This is a genomic window from Mariniflexile gromovii (assembly GCF_017814435.1).
Classification (GTDB): domain Bacteria; phylum Bacteroidota; class Bacteroidia; order Flavobacteriales; family Flavobacteriaceae; genus Mariniflexile; species Mariniflexile gromovii.
In genome coordinates this window covers 293,478-316,140 of record NZ_JAGJCB010000001.1, presented here as the reverse complement: position 1 = coordinate 316,140, position 22,663 = coordinate 293,478, and the positions used below count along the sequence as shown (strand labels likewise).

At 30.6% G+C, this 22,663-nt stretch carries 19 protein-coding genes; 9 read left to right on the top strand and 10 right to left on the bottom strand.

Annotated features, from left to right (window positions below; all coding sequences use genetic code 11):
- Positions 1-462: 462 nt before the first annotated feature.
- From J8H85_RS01375 to J8H85_RS01360, 4 genes are read left to right on the top strand one after another with little or no spacing between them, the layout of a single operon-like run.
- Positions 463-1,593: an aminotransferase class I/II-fold pyridoxal phosphate-dependent enzyme gene (locus J8H85_RS01375; protein ID WP_209651898.1), complete on the top strand. Its 1,131-nt coding sequence runs from the start codon at positions 463-465 to the stop codon at positions 1,591-1,593.
- The gene (locus J8H85_RS01370; RefSeq protein WP_209651896.1) at positions 1,590-3,530 is read left to right on the top strand and encodes a polysaccharide biosynthesis protein; all 1,941 of its coding nucleotides are present in this window, start codon (positions 1,590-1,592) and stop codon (positions 3,528-3,530) included. The genes J8H85_RS01375 and J8H85_RS01370 overlap by 4 nt, the downstream gene beginning before the upstream one ends.
- A 46-nt stretch (positions 3,531-3,576) precedes the next feature.
- Positions 3,577-4,344: a polysaccharide biosynthesis/export family protein gene (locus J8H85_RS01365; RefSeq protein WP_209651894.1), complete on the top strand. Its 768-nt coding sequence runs from the start codon at positions 3,577-3,579 to the stop codon at positions 4,342-4,344.
- Positions 4,345-4,350: 6 nt separating this feature from the next.
- On the top strand, positions 4,351-6,744 hold the full coding sequence (locus J8H85_RS01360; RefSeq protein WP_209651892.1) for a GumC family protein: 2,394 nt from the start codon (positions 4,351-4,353) through the stop codon (positions 6,742-6,744).
- Here J8H85_RS01360 and J8H85_RS01355 read toward each other — a convergent pair.
- Together J8H85_RS01355 and aroB are read right to left on the bottom strand one after the other, a co-directional pair.
- Positions 6,737-7,483: a tyrosine-protein phosphatase gene (locus J8H85_RS01355; protein WP_209651890.1), complete on the bottom strand. Its 747-nt coding sequence runs from the start codon at positions 7,481-7,483 to the stop codon at positions 6,737-6,739. The two genes, J8H85_RS01360 and J8H85_RS01355, sit on opposite strands and share 8 nt — an antisense overlap.
- Before the next feature lie 34 nt (positions 7,484-7,517).
- Positions 7,518-8,585, bottom strand: a complete 1,068-nt coding sequence (gene aroB / locus J8H85_RS01350) for a 3-dehydroquinate synthase (RefSeq protein WP_209651888.1) — start codon at positions 8,583-8,585, stop codon at positions 7,518-7,520.
- A gap of 95 nt (positions 8,586-8,680) precedes the next feature.
- Between aroB and J8H85_RS01345 the strand changes: the two genes are divergently transcribed.
- On the top strand, positions 8,681-9,856 hold the full coding sequence (locus J8H85_RS01345; protein WP_209651887.1) for a proline dehydrogenase family protein: 1,176 nt from the start codon (positions 8,681-8,683) through the stop codon (positions 9,854-9,856).
- A gap of 6 nt (positions 9,857-9,862) precedes the next feature.
- On the opposite strand, the gene J8H85_RS01340 is transcribed toward J8H85_RS01345, so the two are convergent.
- The 4 genes from J8H85_RS01340 to J8H85_RS01325 form a co-directional block, all read right to left on the bottom strand.
- A complete protein-coding gene (locus tag J8H85_RS01340; protein WP_209651885.1) occupies positions 9,863-10,930 on the bottom strand; it encodes a polysaccharide biosynthesis protein in 1,068 nt (355 codons plus the stop codon).
- Positions 10,931-11,028: 98 nt separating this feature from the next.
- Complete coding sequence (locus J8H85_RS01335; protein WP_245243706.1) at positions 11,029-11,625, bottom strand: sugar transferase; 597 nt, start codon at positions 11,623-11,625, stop codon at positions 11,029-11,031.
- Positions 11,625-11,999, bottom strand: a complete 375-nt coding sequence (locus J8H85_RS01330) for a hypothetical protein (RefSeq protein ID WP_209651883.1) — start codon at positions 11,997-11,999, stop codon at positions 11,625-11,627. The genes J8H85_RS01335 and J8H85_RS01330 overlap by 1 nt, the downstream gene beginning before the upstream one ends.
- Positions 12,000-12,036: 37 nt before the next feature.
- Positions 12,037-13,236, bottom strand: coding sequence for an alanine dehydrogenase (locus J8H85_RS01325; protein ID WP_209651881.1), 1,200 nt, complete (start codon positions 13,234-13,236; stop codon positions 12,037-12,039).
- Positions 13,237-13,422: 186 nt separating this feature from the next.
- Between J8H85_RS01325 and J8H85_RS01320 the strand changes: the two genes are divergently transcribed.
- Entirely contained in the window at positions 13,423-15,852 is a 2,430-nt protein-coding gene (locus tag J8H85_RS01320) for an outer membrane beta-barrel family protein (protein WP_209651879.1), read from the top strand.
- Here J8H85_RS01320 and J8H85_RS01315 read toward each other — a convergent pair whose 3' ends face one another.
- The 4 genes from J8H85_RS01315 to porX form a co-directional block, all read right to left on the bottom strand.
- Entirely contained in the window at positions 15,853-16,374 is a 522-nt protein-coding gene (locus J8H85_RS01315) for a hypothetical protein (RefSeq protein WP_245243705.1), read from the bottom strand.
- Positions 16,337-16,480: a hypothetical protein gene (locus tag J8H85_RS01310; protein WP_209651875.1), complete on the bottom strand. Its 144-nt coding sequence runs from the start codon at positions 16,478-16,480 to the stop codon at positions 16,337-16,339. The genes J8H85_RS01315 and J8H85_RS01310 overlap by 38 nt, the downstream gene beginning before the upstream one ends.
- Positions 16,481-16,656: 176 nt before the next feature.
- Positions 16,657-17,070, bottom strand: a complete 414-nt coding sequence (gene tsaE / locus J8H85_RS01305; protein WP_209651873.1) for a tRNA (adenosine(37)-N6)-threonylcarbamoyltransferase complex ATPase subunit type 1 TsaE — start codon at positions 17,068-17,070, stop codon at positions 16,657-16,659.
- 91 nt (positions 17,071-17,161) lie between these two features.
- Complete coding sequence (porX, locus tag J8H85_RS01300) at positions 17,162-18,715, bottom strand: T9SS response regulator signal transducer PorX (RefSeq protein WP_209651872.1); 1,554 nt, start codon at positions 18,713-18,715, stop codon at positions 17,162-17,164.
- 94 nt (positions 18,716-18,809) lie between these two features.
- On the opposite strand from porX, the gene J8H85_RS01295 reads away from it, so the two are divergent.
- The 3 genes from J8H85_RS01295 to J8H85_RS01285 all read left to right on the top strand — a co-directional run bounded on the left by J8H85_RS01295 (position 18,810) and on the right by J8H85_RS01285 (position 22,592).
- Positions 18,810-20,036 (top strand): HD domain-containing protein, encoded by a 1,227-nt coding sequence (locus J8H85_RS01295; protein WP_209651870.1) that lies wholly within the window; start codon positions 18,810-18,812, stop codon positions 20,034-20,036.
- 136 nt (positions 20,037-20,172) lie between these two features.
- On the top strand, positions 20,173-21,195 hold the full coding sequence (gene lpxD, locus J8H85_RS01290; protein ID WP_209651868.1) for a UDP-3-O-(3-hydroxymyristoyl)glucosamine N-acyltransferase: 1,023 nt from the start codon (positions 20,173-20,175) through the stop codon (positions 21,193-21,195).
- On the top strand, positions 21,186-22,592 hold the full coding sequence (locus J8H85_RS01285; RefSeq protein WP_209651866.1) for a bifunctional UDP-3-O-[3-hydroxymyristoyl] N-acetylglucosamine deacetylase/3-hydroxyacyl-ACP dehydratase: 1,407 nt from the start codon (positions 21,186-21,188) through the stop codon (positions 22,590-22,592). Before lpxD ends, J8H85_RS01285 begins: the two co-directional genes overlap by 10 nt.
- Positions 22,593-22,663 lie beyond the last annotated feature (71 nt).

Below are 22,663 nucleotides of genomic sequence, written 5' to 3'. Positions count from 1 at the left end.
TTCATTAATAATAAAAATGTGAATTTATTGTGAATTTGATTATTTTGTTGTAATTAATGCTATGTAAATCGATAATGTGTAAATTTTTACTGCGAATTATTCAACATATGGTATTTAACCGATTTTAATTACTCTTTTAGCGAATTAACTTAATACTTGTCTTTTTCATTAAAAACAATTACTAAATTTACAACGTTATATACAAAATTGAATTGATTAGTAGCATATTAAAATTTAATTGTATAAATGATAATGAAATATTTTTGACTCTCAATTTTATTCTATTAAATAGATAAAATATTAAAAACATTTAGTATCAATTATAATTAAGCTAATAATTAAAAGAATTTTGTTTTATGTGCAAAAGAGGGAATAATCAAAAAAAACAGATGGATATTTCAAACACCTTAGTTTACGCTAAGGCAGAGTTTTATGCGCTATTTTTAATCGAAATAAATTAAAATGTTGACTAAAACTAAAATATACTTATCATCACCTCACATGGGTGGTTCTGAACAAAAGTTTGTTAACGAAGCGTTTGATACTAATTGGATTGCTCCATTAGGACCTAACGTTGATGGTTTTGAAAAAGATATACAACATTATTTAGGAAATAATTCTCAAGTTGCTGTACTAAGCTCAGGAACAGCATCTATACATTTGGCGCTACAAATACTAAATGTTTCAAAAGGAGATGAAGTATTATGCCAAAGTTTTACATTTTCAGCTTCAGCAAACCCAATAGTTTACCAAGGAGCAACGCCTGTTTTTATTGATAGCGAATCTGAAACATGGAATATGTCTCCTGAATTACTCGAAATTGCTATAAGAGACAGAATTGAAAAATATAAAAAACCTAAAGCCATTATAGCTGTTCATTTGTATGGTATGCCTTACAAGGCTAATGAAATCAATGCAATAGCTAAAAAATACGAAATACCTGTTATAGAAGATAGTGCAGAAGCTTTAGGTAGTACTTATAATAACAAAGCTTGTGGGTCACTTTCTGATATTGGCATTTTATCATTTAATGGCAATAAAATAATTACAACATCTGGCGGAGGTGCGCTTATAACCCATAATTTAGAATTAAAAAACAAAGCAGTCTTTTTGGCTACTCAAGCAAGAGATAATAAACCTCATTATGAGCATTCATCAATAGGATTTAATTATAGAATGAGCAATGTTTTAGCAGGTATAGGCAGAGGACAGATGGAAGTGCTTGATGAAAGGGTTAATGCTAGAAGAAATAATTATAACTTTTACAAAGAAAATTTATCAAAATATAATTCCATCTCATTTTTAGATGAACCAAAAGGTTTATTTTCTAACAGATGGCTTACTTGTATTAAAACAAGTTCATTCGAACTGAGAGAACAAATAAGACTAAATCTTTTGGAAGAAGATATTGAGTCAAGACCTTTATGGAAACCGATGCATATGCAACCAATTTTTAAAGATTGCTTACATTTTACAGACGGAACAGCTGAAGAACTTTTTGATAAAGGACTTTGCTTACCAAGTGGATCCAATTTAGATCGAGAAGATCTAGACAGGATTTTAGATACAATTTCAAAAACCCCAAACCTATGATAAATAATTATTTTACCTATCTTTCTCAAAAATACGCCTCAAAATGGTTAGTTTTTGCTATTGATTTAACAATAGTTTTAATTACATTTTGCGCTTCTTATTTTGTGAGATTTAATTTCACTTTAAATTTTGATTTAAACCAATTTTTATTTCAATTACCTTTTATTTTAATAGTTGCATCCACAAGCTTTTTAGTATTTGGATCCTTTAAAAGTGTTATAAGACATACGGGGTTTACCGATGTAGTTAATCTATTTAAGTCGGTATCTTTTATGTCAATACTAACCGTTTTATTTGTCCTAATAAATAGAGAGATTGACTTAATTAAAGGTTTTACAATACCATTGTCAATATTAGTAATGCATGCACTACTAAGTTTTGTGTTATTAAGTTCTAGCCGCCTCCTTTTTAAAATGGGATACAATTATTTAAAATGTAAATATGTTGCATCTAAACGAGTTCTTATTTATGGTGTGGGAGATTCAGGTATTGTAACCTATAATGCTTTAATAAGTAATGTTAAGGAAAAATTTGAGGTTATAGGCTTTATTGATGATAACTCAAGTAAAAATGGAAAATCAATTAATGGAATTTCAATTTTAAATAAGAATAGAATTACCCAAGAGTATGTTGAGTTAAATAATATTGATGAAATTATTGTAACATCTGAAAATATTAATAAGGATAGACTGATTAGTTTAGTTGGTTTAGATGTGAAAGTAACAAAAGTTCCACCAATTGAAAATTGGATAAATGGAGAATTAAATGTTCGTCAAATTAAACAGGTACAAATAGAAGATTTATTGGGGCGCGCTCCTATACAAATTGATAACCCTAATCTTTTAAATGAATTTAAAGGAGAAACTGTGCTAATCACTGGTGCAGCTGGTTCTATTGGTAGTGAGCTAGTTAAGCAATTAGCTAATTTTGATGTAAAGAAATTGATACTTGTAGACCAAGCAGAATCACCTTTATACGATGTGCAACAAGATTTAATTCGCGATGGAAAACATAACTTTGTTACCATAGTAGCCGATATACGTGATGGTTTGAGGATTGATGCCATTTTTCAAGAATATAAGCCAACGATGGTATTTCATGCAGCTGCATATAAGCATGTACCCTTAATGGAACATTCTCCATATGAAGCTATTAAAATTAATGTTAATGGAACTAAGCTTTTAGCAGATACATCTTCTCGCTACAATGTTAAGAAATTTGTTTTTGTTTCTACAGATAAAGCAGTAAACCCAACTAGCGTTATGGGAGCTACCAAGCGAATGGCTGAAATGTATATTAGCTGTTTGCAAAAAGAAAGTAAAACGAAGTTTATTACTACTCGTTTTGGTAATGTATTGGGTTCTAATGGATCTGTTATTCCTTTGTTTAAAAAACAAATTGAGAATGGTGGTCCTTTAACTTTGACGCATAAAGATATAACAAGATATTTCATGACCATCCCTGAAGCTGCCCAATTAGTATTGGAAGCTGGTACGATGGGTAAAGGTGGAGAAATATTTATTTTTGACATGGGTGAATCTGTTAAAATTTATGACCTTGCGAAGAATATGATAAAATTATCTGGTCTTAATTTTCCAGAAGATATTGATATTATAATTACAGGATTACGTCCAGGAGAAAAACTTTATGAAGAATTATTGGCTAATGGTGAAAACACATTATCTACTTATCATAAAAAAATAATGATAAGTAAAACAAGAGAACTTGATTATGCCTCTGTGAAATCTGAAATTGAAGAATTATGTATAACTAATCGTTTTCAAAATAACAATATTGTCATGAAAATGAAGCGTTTAATTCCTGAGTATAAATCTAATAATTCGGATTACGAACGTTTTGATAAAAAAGTTCAAATCTATAAAAAAGTTAAGGAAATTTTGAGTGACAAAACAGACAAAACATACGGTAATGCTTAAGTAAGCAAAAAAATTAGTATTTTCCCCCCAAATTAATATATACCCAATGATTAGACTTTTTAAAACCAACCAGCTTGTTGTATTTTTTATTGCTTTGTTTTTAACATCTTGCACAACTAAGAAAGATGTTGTATATTTTCAAAACGCAAAAAGTTTTGAAACAATTGTGGATACTGATACCTTTAAAGCTAAACTTAAAACTGGCGATGTTATTAGTATTTATGTATCTACTTTAGACCAAACAGTTACACAACCCTATAACATAGTGATTCAAAGCGGAAATGGCGGTCAATTAATAGATTATCTTATTGATTCTGAGGGTAATATTGATTATCCTGTTTTAGGTAAAATTAAATTGGCAGGATTAACAATAGAGGATGCGAAAGAACTTTTTAAGAAAAAATTTTCAGAAGGTCAATTACTTAAGGATCCTGTTGTTATGATACGTTTTGTAAATTTTAGAATCACAGTTGCAGGAGAAGTAGCTTCACCTGGAGTCTATCCTGTTTCAGGAGAACGTATCTCAATACTTGAGGCATTAGGAATGGCAGGGGACTTAACAATTAAAGGTAGAAGAGATAATGTGCTGGTTGTTAGAGATTTTAATGGTGCTAAAACTTATACACGTATAGATTTAACTAGTAAAGAAGTGTTTAATTCACCTGTTTATTATTTAACACAAAATGATTATGTGTATGTAGAGCCAAATAATTCCTCTATTAGTAATGCCTCTGGTGATTCTAGAGTAAGTACTATAATTACAATTACATCATTCATTTTAACTACAGCACTTATTTTTGTTACAAGAAATTAGGTTTTTATGACTGACTTCAATAATTTATCGGATACCATTATTTCCACAAATCAATTTAATTTAAGAAAAACAGTTGCTCCTTATATCAAACGTTGGTTTTGGTTTGTACTGAGTGTTTTAATTTGCTTGAGTATTGCATACTTTAAATTGCGCTATACAACACCAGAGTATTTAGCTACTGCTAAAATAATGCTTTTGAGTGATGGGGAAGCAACAGGTGCCAACGCTGCATTTAAAGATTTACCTTTTTTTTCTGAAAAGGAAGATGCAAAGGTTGAAGATGAAATAGGCGTTATAATGTCTATCGATTTTTTTAGAAATATAGTTAAAGATTTACACTTAAACATTACACATTATGCCGAAGGACGTATTTATACTTCTGAAATTTATAAAAATACGCCTATACACATCAATTTTATTGCATCAGATTCAATTATAGACCAAACTAGTTTTAGTTTTTATACTAAGATTATATCCGATACATATTTTGAATATAAGTTAAATGAAGACGATGCTCCAAAAAAAGTTGAGTTTGGTGAAAAAATACCCACATTTTTTGGAGGAATGATTATTACTCCAAGTCATTTGGATTTAAGTGGGAATTTTGATATTGAAATGCGAACTCAAATAACTCCTGTTAGGGCAATTGCGGAATCTTTAAAAAATAGAGTTGTTGTTTTTCAAGAAAAAGCATCTTCAAAAATAATAAATATTCAAATTCAAGATCCTATTGTCGATAAAGCTAAGGATATTATAAACACTTTAATAACAAAGTATAATGAAGCTACTTTAAATCAAAAAAACATAAAGTCTATAAATACCGCAAAGTTCATAGATGAGCGTATTAGTTTGATTGCTAAAGATTTATTGGGCGTTGATGACAGTATTGTTCGTTTTAAGACAGGAAATAAAGTCACTGATGTAGTATCTGAAGCTACACAGTTGTCATCAAGCAGTATGGAGAATGAACAATTGCTTGAACAATCTAAAATGCAATTACGTCAACTAAATTATATGGATTCGGCTTTAGGCGATGTTAATTCTTACGCTCCAATTCCTGCAAATTTAGGTTTGGGAGATCCAGCTATTGCAGCACTATCAACAAAATATAATGAATTGATAAGTGAACGCGACCGGTTATTAAAAAGTGCTGGAGAAAAAAACTCTGTTGTTATACAATTAGATCAAAATTTAAGAAGTATTAAAGAGAACCTAAACCGAAGTATCACAAATTCGAAAAAATCATTAGGAATTCAAATCAGTAGTTTAGAAAATCAATCGAACAAGTTTAACTCTAAATTATTTTCAGTTCCTGGCCAGGAAAGTAAATTACGGGGTATAGAACGTAAACAAGGTATCAAAGAACAACTTTACTTATATTTGTTAGAGAAAAGAGAAGAAGCTGCCATCTCGTTAACCGCTACGTCCCCAAGTTCTAAAGTTATTGATCAAGCCTTTAGTTCAGGGAGCCCTGTATCTCCAAACAAAAAAATAATATATACAGCTGCCTTATTTTTAGGATTGATAATTCCTTTTGGGATAATTTATGTTAAGGATTTGTTAGATAACAAAATTCATAATAAGGAAGATTTAGATAGAGAATTTAAGAATATAACCATTTTAGGTGAAATACCTAGAATTAAAAATACTTTAAAAGCTTCTGAAAAACTTTTAGTAGAAAGAAATGATCGATCTATTTTATCTGAATCTTTTAGAATTTTGAGGACTAATTTTGAATATGTTAGACGAGGTAGAAATATAGAAAACTATGACAATGTAATATTTGTAACATCTACAATTAATGGTGAAGGGAAGTCATTTTTTAGTCTTAATACTGCTTTGACTATGTCTAATACAAATAAAAAAGTTTTACTAATTGGAGGAGACATCAGAAATCCAAAAATCCAGAGTTTTATTAAAACTCATAGTAAAGAACAGAATGATGTTGTTGGATTAACAGAGTTTATAGTCGATAAATCAGTATCAGTAAAAGAAACTATATATACCTATACTATTAACGATATTGACTTAGATATAATAGTTTCTGGGAAAATACCACCAAATCCAGCTGAATTATTAATGAGTGACAGAATTAAAGAATTATTTGATTATGTATCTGGTCAATATGATTTTGTAGTAGTAGACACTGCACCTGCAATGCTGGTTACTGATACTTTGTTGATTAGCCAATATGCAGGACACACTATATATTTAACCAGAGCAGGTTATACTGAAAAAAGAATTCTAAACTTTGCAAAAGAACTTCACGCTAATAAAAAACTTAATGGTATGATGTTAGTTGTAAATGATGTGGATCAAGCTAACTTTGGTTATGGTGCCAAATATGGCTATTACGGTGACCATGAAAAGAAAAGCTTATTTAAGAAAATTTTTAAATAATGGAAAATGTTGTATTCGTATTATTAATTAAAGACAATATTTTTTCTGAAGTTTTTTTGTTCAAAACTAAATTGGAGAGCTTTTCAATTTGTAATGAATTATGAGCGTCTGTAGCAACAAAATCTATAAGATTTTTATTTATTAGGTAATTAGCAGTTTTTTCAACACTATTACCATAATATTCACTTAAAGACAATAAGTTAAGTTGAAATAAACATCCTAATTGTTTTAACCTATCGTAATAATCAAGACTGTTGTGGTAAAATCCATAACGTTCGGGATGTGCTAAAACTGGTAAATAGCCTTCAGTTTTAATTTTAAGAATTAGTGGTTCTAAATTTAATGGTGGTTGAAAGTATGACATTTCAATGAGAACATAATTACTTTTTAAAGTTAAAATATTTCCATCTTCCAAAATTTTCTCAAATTCATTGTCCAGCATGTATTCGGCAGCAGTATTTATAGTAATGCCTGTTTGAGGTTTTTTATTTAAGTTCTTCAACAACAATTTATATGCATTATCAATAGTTTCATTCGTATTTGGATAAAAATCTTGCATAATATGCGGTGTTGCTATAAAGTGTTTTACACCTAATTCTTCAAGTTTTTTAATTAAATCTATTGATTTATATACATTTTTTTCCCCATCATCAATACCTGGTAGTATATGATTGTGTATATCTACAAAGTTTTCTAGTAAATCTTTTAAAAATTGCTTTTTAGAGAATATTTGTAACATTTTATAAGTAGGTTATGGGAGGGCATTTTTAATTTTAAGATGCGTAGAATTCGAACGCATCAATAATAACAGTATCATCAACTAAACAATCTATTCTTGGTTTTCCAATATTTTCTAACAAAACAAAATTGATATTACCATGGTTGTTCTTTTTGTCGTACTTAAGTAATTCAATAATTGTGGCGTATTCCGATTTTTCAATGGTTACTTTTCCGTAATAATCAACAAATAGCGTTTTAATGCTATGAGCAACCTGTTTTGGGAAACCAGCTAATTCTGTTGAAATGTATGCAGCTAAAATCATGCCTATAATAATGGCTTCTCCATGTAGCAATGTGGTTTTTTTAGGATTACTTAAAAAATAAGATTCTATGGCGTGGCCAAGTGTATGCCCAAAATTTAAAGTTTTACGAAGATTGTTTTCAAGCGGATCTATTTCAACAACATTCTTTTTTATAATCACAGATTCGTAAATTAATTCATCTAAATCATCAAAAGAAAGCTTCGATAAATCTTGAAATTTATTCCAATAATTTTCATCACTAATTAACCCATGCTTTAGCATTTCTGCTAACCCAGAACGCATTTGGTTTTGTGGTAATGTGTTTAAAAAATAGGTGTCAATAAGTACCAAATCAGGGTTGCTTATAACGCCAATTTGATTTTTTAAATGCCCTAAATCAATGCCAGTTTTGCCGCCTACAGAAGCATCTACCATAGATAATAGGGTAGTAGGTACATTAACGTATGCAATGCCACGTTTAAAGGTACAAGCTACAAAACCTCCCAAATCGGTGATAACACCCCCGCCAATATTTATTAGCAAGCTTTTGCGGTCTGCATTTAATTCAGAAAGTGTATTCCAAACACCTACACAGGTTTCTATATTTTTGTTTATTTCACCAGATTCTATTTCAATAATTTCAATATCAATATTGGTTTCTATCCTTTCCAAAAAATAAGGCAGACAAAACTGATGTGTGTTCTCATCAACTAAAATAAAAATTTTAGAAAATTTTTTATCATTTAGATGTTCATTTAGAGACGAGTAGCAAATGTTATTAAAATGAATAGTACACTTGTTTGTTATTATAGAATCCATGAAATAATTATTTTTTTTTAAAACACGAAATTAAGGAGATTTTATATAAAATGATAACTTGTGGTTAATTATATTTGCATCAAATATTGAAGATAATGCAAAAAAACACTCCGATTTTTGATAATACTGAAATTGCTTTCGCTTTAAAAAGCGATTCAGAATTAGAGCGTGCCTATTTTTTGTTTAAAATGATTTCCATAGAGCCTTTGGTTAAAATTGGTACAATAGCAACAAATTTGGCATTGAAAGCACATTTACCCATTGAAGGATTAATTCGTTCTACGGTATTTGATCATTTTTGTGGAGGCGTCAATGAAAAAGATTGTTTACCGGTTATTAACAATATGTACAAGAAAGGTGTGAGTTCCGTATTAGACTTTTCAGTTGAAGCTAAGGAAAGTGAAAAAGAGTTTGATTATGCTCGCGATGTTGTTCTCAATATTATTGAATTCTGTAAAGAAATTAAAGCAATTCCTATAGCAGTTTTTAAACCATCGGGCTTTGGGCGTTTTTATTTATACGAAAAAATAAGTAAAGGAGACTCTTTAACAAATAAAGAAAAGGATGAATGGCAAAAGGTTATCGATCGATTTGAGACCGTTTGTGAAAAGGCCAAGAATAATAATGTAGCTGTTTTGATTGATGCAGAAGAAAGTTGGATACAAAATGCTGCTGATGCATTAATTACTGAATTAATGAAAAAATACAATACAGAAAAACCTATTGTTTTTAACACGCTTCAAATGTACCGGCACGATAGGATGACTTTTTTGAAAAGCGAACACAGAAAAGCGAAGGAGGGCGGATATTTTCTTGGTTACAAATTGGTGAGAGGTGCGTATATGGAAAAAGAAAATGATAGGGCAGAAGATAAAGGTTATGAATCTCCTATTTGTAAAACGAAAGCAGATACCGATGAAAATTTCAATGCAGCACTAAAATATATGATAGATCATTTAGATTGTATGTCTGTTTTTGCTGGAACCCATAACGAAGCAAGCTCCTATTTGCTAATGGATTTAATGGCAGAAAAAGAATTAAAAAATAATGATTCTAGAGTATGGTTTGGGCAATTATATGGAATGAGTGACCACATTAGTTTTAATCTAGCCGACAAAGGTTATAATGTAGCCAAGTATGTGCCTTTTGGCCCTGTAAAAGATGTGATGCCCTATTTGATACGTCGAGCAGAAGAAAACACTTCTGTAGCTGGACAAACGGGCAGAGAATTGGCACTTTTAGCCAAAGAGAAAAAGCGCCGAAAAATTTAAAATGGATTAGATATGATTAATTAAGATGTTTTTTATTTCTAGAGGCGATTGATAAGGAGTAATATTTAGTAAACTACTTAAATCTACTTCCTTTGGTTTTTTATTGTTCTTTTGTATTACCAATAAAATATCTTTATCCGGAGTTGCTACTAACAATTCATCTTCTGAAATAATATCCTCATCATGTTTTTCGCCAGGGCGTAACCCCGTAATTTTTATTTTTACCGAATTATTATTTGCGTAATTATTTATAAGACACTTTGCTAAATCCATCAACTTTACAGGTTCTCCCATATTAAAAGTGAATAGGCTTCCTTCCAATTCATCAAAAGTTGCAATTTTTAATATTAAATTACAGGCTTTATGTTTGTCTATAAAATAACGAGCTACAGTTTTACTGGTAATTGTTAAAGGTAAGCCCGCATCTATTTGTTTTTTAAAAAGAGGCAATACAGAACCACTAGATCCTATAATATTTCCAAAACGCGTTATTGCAAATTGGGTATTACTTTTTATTGCTAATTTTTTGATATAATTTTCTGCAATATGTTTTGACATTCCCATAACACTAATGGGGTTCACAGCTTTATCAGTAGAAATAAAAATGAATTTTCTAACATCGTATTTTATAGCTAAATCTGCTAATAGTTTAGTAGCCAAAATATTCGTTTTTACAGCTTCATAAGGATGTGATTCCATTAAAGGCACGTGCTTATAAGCGGCGGCATGAAAAACAAGTGTTGGCTTATAGGTTTCAAAAAGAAATTCAGCAGATTCAATTTCGTTAATATTTAATAGTAAATATTCAATTTTATTAGAATCTTCATTTTCAAATTCTTTAATTAAGTTATAGAGAGGAGATTCGGCAATGTCAATAAGGATCATTTTTTTATAATCACAAACCAAAATATGCCTTGCAAGTTCACTACCAATAGAGCCCGCAGCTCCTGTAATTAATATCGTTTCATTGGAAAAATCAAACTGCTCAAATGGTTGTTTAGAGTTTCCATTAGAATGCATGACCCCAGAATTTTCAATAAGTTGTTTTATGTGGATTTGGGTTGTTTGGGTCATTTAATTTAAATTCGTTTTGAAGCACTTTTTTACGGATAAAACACACTTCCAAAGTAGTAATAATATTGCATTTAAACAAGTGGAATGCCGTGGAAGTGCTATTTAGTTACAACTTTAATAATTGTGATGAAGATAAGCTTTAAATCGAACATAAAACTTCTCTTTTTTATGTATTCTTTGTTGTATTTCAACTTATCCGGGATGATGGTTTTTATAAAAAATTCTTCAGGATTTTCGGCTGCTTTTAGAAGTTCTACCTCATTTCTGTACTTTAATGAAGCAAGGCCTGTAATTCCTGGACGCACCACAAAAATTTCCATATCTTCTTTATTGTAAAAATTCACATAATAACGAAGTTCTGGTCTAGGGCCTACAAAACTCATATCGCCCTTTAAAATGTTAATGAGCTGAGGAAATTCATCAATTTTGTAACGGCGCAAAAAATAACCTATTTTAGTGATTCTAGAATCATGGTTCCCTAAAGTAAGCAACCCTCCCGTTTCAGATTGTATGCGCATGGTTCTAAACTTATAAATATTGAAGTCAATATTGTTTTTTCCAACGCGTCCTTGTATAAATAAAACAGGCCCTTTGGAATCTATTTTTATAAGTATTGCAATGAGTATTAAAAATGGAGCAAGTAGAATTAATCCAACGATGGAAAAAATAATATCAAAACAACGTTTTGCAATCATTAATCTGTTGTTCTAAAATTGGTTATGGTAGCAATGCTATCGCAGTTTTGAATGGTTAAAGCAATTTCTTTATCGTTATAATCGCCTTCAATCAAATAAATACCGCAAGGTTTTTCTCTTGCATTACTTTCAGAAAAATTTATATTTCCTTTTTTTAACACATAATTTACCGCCACAGAATCTAAATTGTTACTAAGTAACTGCGCTTGAATATCATTGGCATATTCAATTTTTTTCATTCGTATGTTCTTTAACACACGTGAATCAGGGCCATAACTACACGATGTTTTTTTGCCGTTAAAAAAGAATGCTAATATGACTAATCCAATAGAAAAACCTCCTAAATAATAGCCTATACGTTGTAATAATGTCATTTGTGTTTTTTAGAAACTAGTCTTTTGAAGTTTTTGTTTAAAATATAATTAGATTAATATCGCTATAATTCAAATCAAACCATTCACCAACAGATTTACTAGTTAAAATTCCGTGGTAAAAGTACAACCCATTTTTTAAACCTCTATCAAATCGAAGGGAATTTTCTAAACCACCATCTTCGGCAATTTTTAAAAGGTAAGGTGTACAAATATTGCTAATGGATACCGATGCAGTACGCGAATATCTAGCAGGAATATTAGGAACGCAATAATGCACTACATTATGTTTTACAAATGTAGGCTGTTTGTGTGATGTAACCTCGCTGGTTTCAAAACAACCGCCCATATCTATGCTTACATCTATAATAATTGCTCCTTTTTTCATGCATTGTACCATAGTTTCGGACACAATAATGGGCGATCTATTATTGCCCCTTACGGCTCCAATAACCACATCACAACGTTTTAAAGCTTTAGTTAAATTTTTTGGTTGCAATGTAGATGTGAAAAGAGGCCTTCCCAAATGTGTTTGGATACGTCTTAATTTAGTAATGGAATTATCAAATATTTTTACGTTAGCTCCAAGACCTATGGAACTTCTTGCTGCAAATTCGCCAACGGTACCTGCTCCTAAAATAACAACTTCTAATGGAGGTACGCCACTAATGTTCCCAAACATTAAACCGTTGCCACCTCTGGTGTCTGATAATAATTCGGCTGCGATAAGTACCGATGCGGTACCTGCTATTTCACTTAAAGATTTTACAGCGGGATAGGTACCATCTGAATCTCTAATAAATTCAAAAGCCATAGCTGTAATACGTTTTGAGGCAAGTGCTTCAAAATATTTTTTAGTTTGGGTTTTAATTTGCAATGCAGAAATTAAAATTGTTTGCGGATTGATGAGTTTTATTTGTTCTAAACTTGGCGGTTCTACCTTAAGTATCATAGGACAAGCAAAAACCTTAGAAGTATCATTTGTTATTTCGGCACCAGCTTCACTATAATCTTTATCGCTAAAATTAGCGCCATCACCTGCGCCAGATTCCAATAACACCCTATGCCCATTACTAACAATTGCAAAAACAGCATCTGGGGTTAAACAAACCCGTTTTTCTTGAAAAGCCGTTTCTTTTGGGATCCCAATAAATAATTCTCCCTTACGTTTAAATATTTCCAGGGTTTCTTCTTGAGGTAAAAGTTGCTGTTTAGTAAAAGGGGATAATTGTTTTGCCATGGTTTTTATGTTTACAAAAAAGTCAAATTACAAATAATTTTTATTGTATTGCCATATATCAAAAATAACTATTTTCTATTCCATAAATGATAATTTATAGGATATAATTGACTTTGAACGAAAAAACCTAAAAAAAGAAAGTAGATGAATAGTAATTAGTATATTTTTATAGACCAAAGTTAATTTATGTTTAAAAGATTATTAACCTATCTTATTTACGCATCAACTTTATTAAGTTTTGCGCAAAATTTTGTTTTAACTGGAAATGTTGTAGATGAGAATAATGTTCCAGTAACTTTTTCAAATATTGTTTTATATAGTGCTGATAACCTCGTTGTTGTTGATGGAACAACAACCAATGAAGATGGTGTTTTTCAGTTTAAAAACTTAAAACCAAATAATTACGTTCTAACCGTAAGTTATTTAGGTTTTGAAGAAAATAAAATCACAATTAATTTTGATAAAACAACAGACCTAGGTATTATTGTTCTTAAAGAAAAATTTGAAAACATAGAAGGCATAACTGTGGTTGCTAAACGGCCAACGGTTAAACGAATGGTAGATCGATTGGTTTTTAATGTTGAAAACTCTACACTATCCAATAGCAATGTACTCGATGTATTAAAACATACACCTGGTGTTTTAGTGCAAGATGGAGAAATTACGGTAAAGCACAGTACTCCAACAATATATATTAATGACAGAAAAGTGCATTTATCAGCAACCGAAGTACAACAACTTTTAGAAGGAACATCGGCTAACAGTATAAAGTCTATTGAAGTTATTACAAATCCGCCTGCAAAATATGAAGCGGAGGGAGGTGCGGTTATTAATATTGTTACTAGTAAAAATATTATAGCAGGATACAATGGTAGTGTTTTTGGTAATTACATGCAGGGTAGTGAATATCCAAAATATTCATTTGGCACGAGTCATTTTTTTAAAACAGAAAAATTAAATACCTATATAAATTATAGTGTCAGCCCTAGAAAAGATTATAGACATAATAACGAATTTATCAATTTTATTGAAAATGATGAAATCACTTCAACCTGGGAAACAGACTACAAAAGAACTCGAGAAACTTCTAACCATAATTTAAATGCGAATATTGATTACGAGCTCAATGAAAAAAACACATTAGGATTTTCAACAAGTATATTAGCTGCACCAAGAGATAATACTAAAACTTCTGTAAATTCTTTAACAGAGGTTTATAATGTAAACCATGTTTTAGACTCTACTTTTAACACTACAAATAAATTAGTAGACGAGAAATTCAATATGGCTTTTACGCTTGATTATATTCATAAATTCAAAAAAGAGGGCGAGAAACTAATAGTAAGTGCCCATCATACCAATTACGATTTTTCGAGTTTTCAAGATGTTAAAACAGGTTATTTTTTGCCTTCTGAATCTTTAGCTTTTAGAAATAACAATTTTCAAACATATTCAAGACAACTAATTCAATTATATACAGGGCAAGTAGATTATGAACTACCCATAAATGACACTTCAAAATTTGAAACAGGAGCTAAAGTATCTAATATTAATTCTAAAAGTGTTTTAGATCAATATGTTTTTGAAAATGAAGAAAAAACAATAGACATAGAAAATTCGGATATCTTTTTTTACGATGAATTTAATTATGCTTTTTATGCCAGTTATTCAAAAGATTGGGAACATTGGAGTTTGAAATCTGGTGTGCGTGCAGAATATACTGATGTGAAAGGTAATTCACTATCTACCAATAACATAAACAATAAAGCTTACATAAAACTTTTTCCGTCTTTGTTTGTATTGAACAAGCTAAATGAAAATAATGACTTGTATTTTAATTACAACAGGCGTATATACCGCCCTAGGTATAGTGAATTGAACCCTTTTAAATATTTTTTAAATGATAATGCATACATAACCGGTGACCCAGAATTGAAACCCCAAATAGATGATGTGTTTACCCTAGGCTATACATTTAATAAAGATTACACTTTTGAGGTTTATTATAGAAATGAAAACAACCCAACATTAGAAATTACTTTTCAAGACAATGATGAAAGAAAATTAAAGCACATTAATACTAATATTGATAATAGTATTTCTTACGGTTTGGATTTTACTACTTATACCAAAATTGCTAACCGATGGAGTTTATATGTATTATCATCACTATTTTATTATGAAAACAACTTTTATGCTTTAGAAAGTAATAATGAGTTAACCAAAGTTGATAAATGGTCCTTATATGGAAATATTATTAATTATTTTTCCTTTTTAAATGATGAAAGCTTAACTGCCGATATTGCTTATTTATATATTTCACCGTTATTAGTTGGTCCAGAACAAATTAGTAATAGACACGGGTTGGATATTAATTTTAGGAAAACACTTTTTAAGAACCGGGCAAGCATCAATATTGGTTTAGCAGATGTTTTTAATACTAAAAATTTCACTAGTTCAACTAAATATTTAAACCAAGATGTGTACCAAAACTCTAGAATGGAAAATAGGTTATTAACTTTTGGTTTTAATTATAAGTTTGGAAACTCAAATATAAAAAACAATCAAAAAGAAATAGATTTAGAAGAACGAGAAAGGTTGAATACCAAAAAATAATTAAAAGTATTGTTTTATTCTTTGCCAAAAGTTTTTTGGAGACATTTTAAATTCTTCTTCTAATTCTTCCATGGATTTTGAAGCCTCGTTTATTTGGTTAAAAATCCGAGCTTTAACAAGATATATTGATGGAATTATAACGGCCATAACAGGAATCATGTAAATTAATTGGAATTCGTCTAGATATCTGGAGTCTCCATTTATCAATCCAAACACTTGAAAAATATACATTGATATTGGTACGAGCAAAACATGATACCACCAGTGTCTACAGGTGAAGAACCATATTAATAACAATAACAGAGGAATGGCTTTACTTGTTAGAATCCACATAGCTACATTGGCACTTTGATAATTATAACTAGTGTAAGTAAATAAAAAAGTGTTCCATACAGGAGTATCTGGAACACTTTCATACAAATAAAATAAATAGGGCGTTATAGCTATTAAAGTAGCAACAATACTGCCTACTATTAAGCTTTTTTTATCCGTTTTGAGGAACTTTGATTTTTGTTTTGTCAACTTTTGCTGTTGTTGTTCCATCTAAGTTTAATGTGTTAGCTGCACAAACTGTAAACAACATTCCTCCGAATAATGCGATTGCAATTAAATAGTTTTTAGTTTTCATTTTTATAAGGGATTTAATTAATTAATACCCCAAATTTAACTAAAGCATATATTGAGAAATGTGTCTAAATGTTAAAAATATGTTAAAAACATGGTTTTTTTGAATTCATCATTACGGGTTTTCCGTAAAAGTTTAAAATTCATAACATTTTTTGTTTGTTTACTATATTTTGTTGGTTAATATTCGTTTTGTATGGTTAATTTTCTACTGTTTTCGTTTTCAAGCTTCAAATTTATAATGTCAAAATTATTATTTAATATTGGTTTAATAATATTTGGCCATTCAATTAAAATCCAGTGACCAGAATCTAAATAATCTTCAATACCTAAATTATAAGCTTCATCTAAATTTTTTATTCTATATAAATCAAAATGAAATATTTTATCATCTTGTAATTCATACTCATTGACTATAGAGAATGTAGGGCTGCTAACTTCGTCATTACTACCTAATTTCTTTACTAAAGTTTTTATTAATGTAGTTTTACCAATACCCATATCCCCATTAAACAATATGGTTTTTGTTTTTAAATTTTTTATTAGCTGCTCAACAACAGCATCTAAATCAATCAGTTGATAGTTTGTTTCCAACTTTGTGTCATTTTGTTAGCAATGTTACAAATTAAAAATAAAATAAACTAATAATCTATGCATTTTATCGGTGTTTTTTGTATTATATAGATTATTTAGGATTAAAAACCACAAAAGGAATAATCATTTCTTCTAATGAAACACCACCATGTTGATATGTGTTTCTAAAATAACTCACGTAATGATTGTAATTGTTTGGGTATGCAAAAAATAAGTCGCTTTTTGCAAATATATACGAACTACTCATATTAATGGACGGTAAATGCACCTCTTTAGGATCTTTAAAAACCAAAACCTCTTTACTTTCATAAGTTAGGCTTCTGCCTGTTTTGTAACGCAAATTTAAACTGGTATCTCTATCCCCAATAACTTTTGAGGGATTTTTAACATTTATTGTGCCATGATCGGTAGTTAATATGAGTTTAAATCCTAGTTGTTGCGCTTGCTGAATCATTTCTAAAAGCGGTGAATTTTTAAACCAGCTTAAGGTTAACGATCGATATGCTTTATCATTTGAAGCCAATTCTTTAACAACTTCCATTTCTGTTTTTGAATGCGAAAGCATATCTACAAAATTATAAACAATAATTGTTAAGTCGTTGTTTTTTAAAGATCTGAAGTTTTCTGCAAGTTTTTTTCCTGCTTTAAGGTTCGTTATTTTATGAAATTCAGTTGTTAAATGGTTTAACCCAAGGCGTTTTAATTGTGTATTTAAAAAATCTTCTTCATGTAGATTTTTTCCACCTTCATCGGTATCGTTTTTCCAAAATTGAGGAAAAAGCTTTTCCATTTCACTGGGCATCAAACCAGAAAAAATGGCATTTCTAGCATACTGTGTTGCCGTTGGTAAAATGCTGAAAAAGGCATTTTCTTTTTCTTTTTTGTAGTGATTGTTTATTATTGGCTCAAAAACCTTCCATTGGTCGTACCTTAAATTATCAACAACAACTAATAGAGTGGGTTGCTCTTTACTTAATTCGGGAACAACTTTTTCTTTAAAAAGTGTGTGCGACATGATGGGGGCTTCGGTATTTTGCTGAAACCATTTCGCATAATTTTTTTCAATGTACTTGCCAAACTGTATGTTTGCTTCAATTTTTTGAGATTCCAATATTTCAAACATGCCAGCATCCTCAATATTTTCTAGCTGAATTTCCCAATATATTAGCTTTTGGTAAAGGCTTACCCATTCATCATACGAATTTACCATAGACAAATCCAAAGCTATTTTTCTAAATTCTTGTTGATAATTGGACGTTGTTTTTTCTGAAACAAGCCTAGAATGGTCTAAATTCTTCTTTAAACTTAAAAGAATTTGATTTGGGTTTACGGGTTTTATAAGATAATCCGCAATTTTATTGCCAATGGCTTCTTCCATTATATATTCTTCCTCACTCTTAGTTATCATCACTACGGGAAGATTGTCTTGCTTCTCCTTTATTTCATTTAAAGTTTCAAGTCCGGTTAGCCCAGGCATATTTTCATCTAAAAAAACAATGTCAAAATTTTCACTATCAAGAGTTTCAATGGCTTCGGTACCACTTTTACAGGTAGTTACAGTGTAGTTTCGCTGTTGTAAAAATAATATATGTGGTTTCAATAAATCAATTTCATCATCTACCCAAAGTATTTTTATTGTATTCATTTATATGTTTTAATTAGAATTTGTTATTAGTGTAGCCTTATATATATAAGGTATATAATTATATTTGTGTCCATTAAACCTTAACTTTTAAAGTTTGAACAAACTTAAAATATTAAACGACCCAATTTACGGATTTATTACGATTCCAAATTCTCTTATTTTCGATTTAATACAGCATAAGTATTTTCAACGATTAAGAAGGATTACACAAATGGGTATGTCATATTTAGTATATCCAGGAGCCCATCATACGCGATTTCATCATGCCATTGGTTGCGTGTACTTAATGCAAAAAGCGGTTAATGTGCTTCGTTTTAAGGGTGTTACAATTTCCAATGAAGAAGAAATAGGCCTGTATGCAGCCATTTTATTGCATGATATAGGTCATGGTCCTTTCTCGCATGCCATGGAGCACAGTATTGTTGAAAACGTGTCTCACGAGCAAATTTCACTGCTTTTTATGGAGCGTTTGAATGAAGAATTTAACGGAAGTTTAACGCTTGCCATCCAAATTTTTAAAGGCGAATACCCCAAAAAGTTTATGTGCCAACTTATTTCGGGCCAGTTCGACATGGATAGAGCCGATTATTTAAAACGCGATAGTTTTTATACGGGTGTTGCTGAAGGCAATGTAAATAGTGAACGTTTAATTACTATGTTAAGCGTTGTAAACGATGAATTGGTTGTAGAAGAAAAAGGAATTTATAGTGTTGAAAAATTCCTAATCGCTAGGCGTTTTATGTATTGGCAAGTGTATTTGCATAAAACAGGGTTGGCCGCTGAGCAATTATTAATTAGAGTATTGAAACGTGCTAAAGAACTGCACAACAGTAACCATGCATTAGAAGCCAGTAAACCGCTTTTGTATTTTTTAGAGAATAAAATTTCTATAGATGATTTTAATAAAAAAGCGTTGGATGTGTTTTCTCAATTGGATGATTATGATATTATTTCGGCCATGAAACATTGGCAATTCCATGCTGATTTTGTGCTAAGTAATTTGTGTGAAATGATAATTAACAGAAATTTATTAACCATCAAATTAAAAAAGAAACCCATTCAAGAAAAGGATTTACAAAAACATATCGTTGGATTAATTGCAAAACATGGCATTACAGAAGCTGAAGCAAAATATTTTGTTTTTACGGGCAGTATTTCAAATCAAGCATACCAAAACAATCATAAAGGCATCAATATTTTGCATAAATCTGGTAAAGTTGAAGACATTGTTAAAGCATCCGATCAGCTTAATTTAAAGGCATTATCCAAACCAGTAACTAAGTATTATATATGTTACCCTAAAGAGGTAACTGTTGAATAATTTATTAACAATTATTTAATTTATTCTTTAAGTAATTGTAATTGAGTGGTTAACAATAAGAAACATCATTTGAAAAAGTTAAGTACATTTTTCCTATTTTTGCCAAACAAACTAAAAAAACAATAAACTCTAAAGTGTGAAATTTACGGCACAACAAATAGCAGGGATTTTAGAAGGAGACGTGGTTGGAAATCCAGATGCAGAAGTGTCTAAACTTTCTAAAATTGAAGAAGGTTTTGAAGGCTCTTTAACGTTTTTAGCAAATCCTAAATACACACCACATATATATAGTACCCAAGCTTCAATTACTATTGTAAATAAAACTTTTGTTCCTGAAAATTCTGTAAAAACAACCTTGATTAAAGTTGATGATGCTTATTTGGCATTTTCCAAAATCCTTGAATATTACAGTGCCATTAAACTTAATAAAGTTGGTATAGAACAACCTTCCTTCATTTCAGAATCTGCCAGTTATGGCGATGCTGTTTATATTGGTGCTTTTTCATACATTAGTGACCATGTTAAAATAGGAAATAACGTGAAAATATTTCCAAATACATATATTGGTGAAAACGTAGTTATTGGTGATAATACCATTATTTTTTCTGGAGCAAAAATATATTCTGAAACCATTATTGGAGCAACCTGTGTTATCAATTCCGGTGTTATTATTGGTGCAGATGGATTTGGTTTTGCACCGAATGAAAATGGAGGATATAATAAAATTCCGCAAACAGGAAATGTTATCATTGAAGATTATGTAGATATTGGTGCAGCCACTACTATTGATAGAGCTACCATGGGATCAACCATTATTCGTGAAGGAGCCAAATTGGATAATCATATCCAAATAGCCCATAATGTTGAAATTGGTAGGAACACTGTTATAGCTGCACAATCTGGTGTTGCTGGTTCAACCAAAATTGGTAGTAATTGTCAAATTGGGGGGCAAGTAGGTATTGCGGGTCATATTACTATTGGTAATAATGTAAAAATTCAAGCGCAATCTGGCATTGCTCGAAATGTAAAAGACAACGAAGTGCTTCAAGGTTCACCAGCACTTAGTTTAACCGACTATAATAAATCGTACGTTCATTTTAAGAACTTACCCAAGATTGTTAGAAATATTAATGATTTAGAGAAAAATAAATGGGAATAGTAACTACTGAAATTAAGCAAAAAACCATAAAGCAAGAAGTTTCTTTAACAGGCGTTGGTTTGCACACAGGAAAAAACGTAACATTAACTTTTAAACCAGCTGAAGCTAACTCAGGATTAACTTTTAAACGTGTTGATTTAGAAGGAATGCCCGTTATTGAAGCCGATGCCAACTATGTTACAAACACACAACGTGGTACATGTTTAGAAAAAAACGGTGTCATTATACAAACTTCAGAGCATGTCTTGGCGGCTTTGGTAGGTTTAGATGTTGATAATGTACTTGTGGAATTGAATGCTTCAGAACCCCCTATAATGGATGGGTCTTCTAAATTTTTTGTTGAAGCTATAGAAAAAGCTGGAGTTATTGAGCTTGATGATTTTAGAGAAGAATATGTTGTAACAGATATTGTTTCATATATCGATGAAGAATCAGGAAGTGAAATATTGTTGATGCCGGCAAAAGAGTATCAAATTACCACTATGGTAGATTTTGGCACCAAAGTTTTAGGTACACAAAACGCCACTTTAAATCAAATTTCAGATTTTAAAGATGAAATTTCTAATGCAAGAACCTTTAGTTTTTTGCACGAAATAGAAATGCTTCTTCAAAATGGATTGATAAAAGGGGGTGATTTAAACAATGCCATTGTTTATGTTGATAAACCATTATCTACAGAAACCATGGAAAAACTTAAAGTAGCCTTCAAAAAAGATACTATTGCAGTAAAGCCAAATGGTATCTTGGATAATCTTACACTACATTATCCAAATGAAGCGGCAAGACATAAACTATTGGATGTTTTAGGAGATTTGGCGCTTGTGGGAACCCGAATTCGTGGTAAAGTAATCGCCAACAAACCAGGGCATTTTGTAAATACCCAGTTTGCTAAAAAACTTTCAAAACTTATAAAAAACGACCGTCGTAACAATGTTCCGGAAATAGATTTGAATCAAACACCTTTAATGGATGTCAATCAAATTATGGCCATGTTACCTCACCGTCAGCCTTTTTTAATGATTGATAAGGTTTTTGAACTTTCAGAAAGTCATGTAACTGCTATGAAAAATGTGACCATGAATGAATCGTTTTTTGCTGGCCATTTTCCAGGAGCACCTGTAATGCCTGGTGTATTGATTGTTGAAGCTATGGCGCAAACTGGCGGTATATTAGTTCTAAATACGGTTCCTGATCCAGAAAATTATTTAACGTTTTTCATGAAAATGGATAATGTTAAGTTTAAACAAAAAGTAGTTCCTGGCGATACTTTAATTTTTAAATGTTCGTTAATTACACCTATTCGTCGTGGTATTTGTCACATGCAAGGTTACGCGTATGCAAACGGGAAACTTTGTGCAGAAGCAGAACTTATGGCTCAAATATCTAAAGTTAAATAATAGGCAATAAATGACCCGAGCAATAATTAAAATTTTCTATGAAATGAAAAGTTTATATTGCTCATAAATTT

Excerpts from the sequence above, each read along its gene's own strand:
- J8H85_RS01330 (WP_209651883.1), bottom strand. The coding sequence starts at position 11,999 with ATGACATTATTACAACGTATAGGCTATTATTTAGGAGGTTTTTCTATT.
- J8H85_RS01335 (WP_245243706.1), bottom strand. The coding sequence starts at position 11,625 with ATGATTGCAAAACGTTGTTTTGATATTATTTTTTCCATCGTTGGATTA.
- J8H85_RS01285 (WP_209651866.1), top strand. The coding sequence starts at position 21,186 with ATGGGAATAGTAACTACTGAAATTAAGCAAAAAACCATAAAGCAAGAA.
- aroB (WP_209651888.1), bottom strand. The coding sequence starts at position 8,585 with ATGGATTCTATAATAACAAACAAGTGTACTATTCATTTTAATAACATT.
- J8H85_RS01370 (WP_209651896.1), top strand. The coding sequence starts at position 1,590 with ATGATAAATAATTATTTTACCTATCTTTCTCAAAAATACGCCTCAAAA.
- J8H85_RS01320 (WP_209651879.1), top strand. The coding sequence starts at position 13,423 with ATGTTTAAAAGATTATTAACCTATCTTATTTACGCATCAACTTTATTA.
- J8H85_RS01345 (WP_209651887.1), top strand. The coding sequence starts at position 8,681 with ATGCAAAAAAACACTCCGATTTTTGATAATACTGAAATTGCTTTCGCT.
- J8H85_RS01360 (WP_209651892.1), top strand. The coding sequence starts at position 4,351 with ATGACTGACTTCAATAATTTATCGGATACCATTATTTCCACAAATCAA.
- porX (WP_209651872.1), bottom strand. The coding sequence starts at position 18,715 with ATGAATACAATAAAAATACTTTGGGTAGATGATGAAATTGATTTATTG.
- J8H85_RS01355 (WP_209651890.1), bottom strand. The coding sequence starts at position 7,483 with ATGTTACAAATATTCTCTAAAAAGCAATTTTTAAAAGATTTACTAGAA.
- J8H85_RS01325 (WP_209651881.1), bottom strand. The coding sequence starts at position 13,236 with ATGGCAAAACAATTATCCCCTTTTACTAAACAGCAACTTTTACCTCAA.
- J8H85_RS01310 (WP_209651875.1), bottom strand. The coding sequence starts at position 16,480 with ATGAAAACTAAAAACTATTTAATTGCAATCGCATTATTCGGAGGAATG.
- J8H85_RS01340 (WP_209651885.1), bottom strand. The coding sequence starts at position 10,930 with ATGACCCAAACAACCCAAATCCACATAAAACAACTTATTGAAAATTCT.
- J8H85_RS01365 (WP_209651894.1), top strand. The coding sequence starts at position 3,577 with ATGATTAGACTTTTTAAAACCAACCAGCTTGTTGTATTTTTTATTGCT.
- J8H85_RS01375 (WP_209651898.1), top strand. The coding sequence starts at position 463 with ATGTTGACTAAAACTAAAATATACTTATCATCACCTCACATGGGTGGT.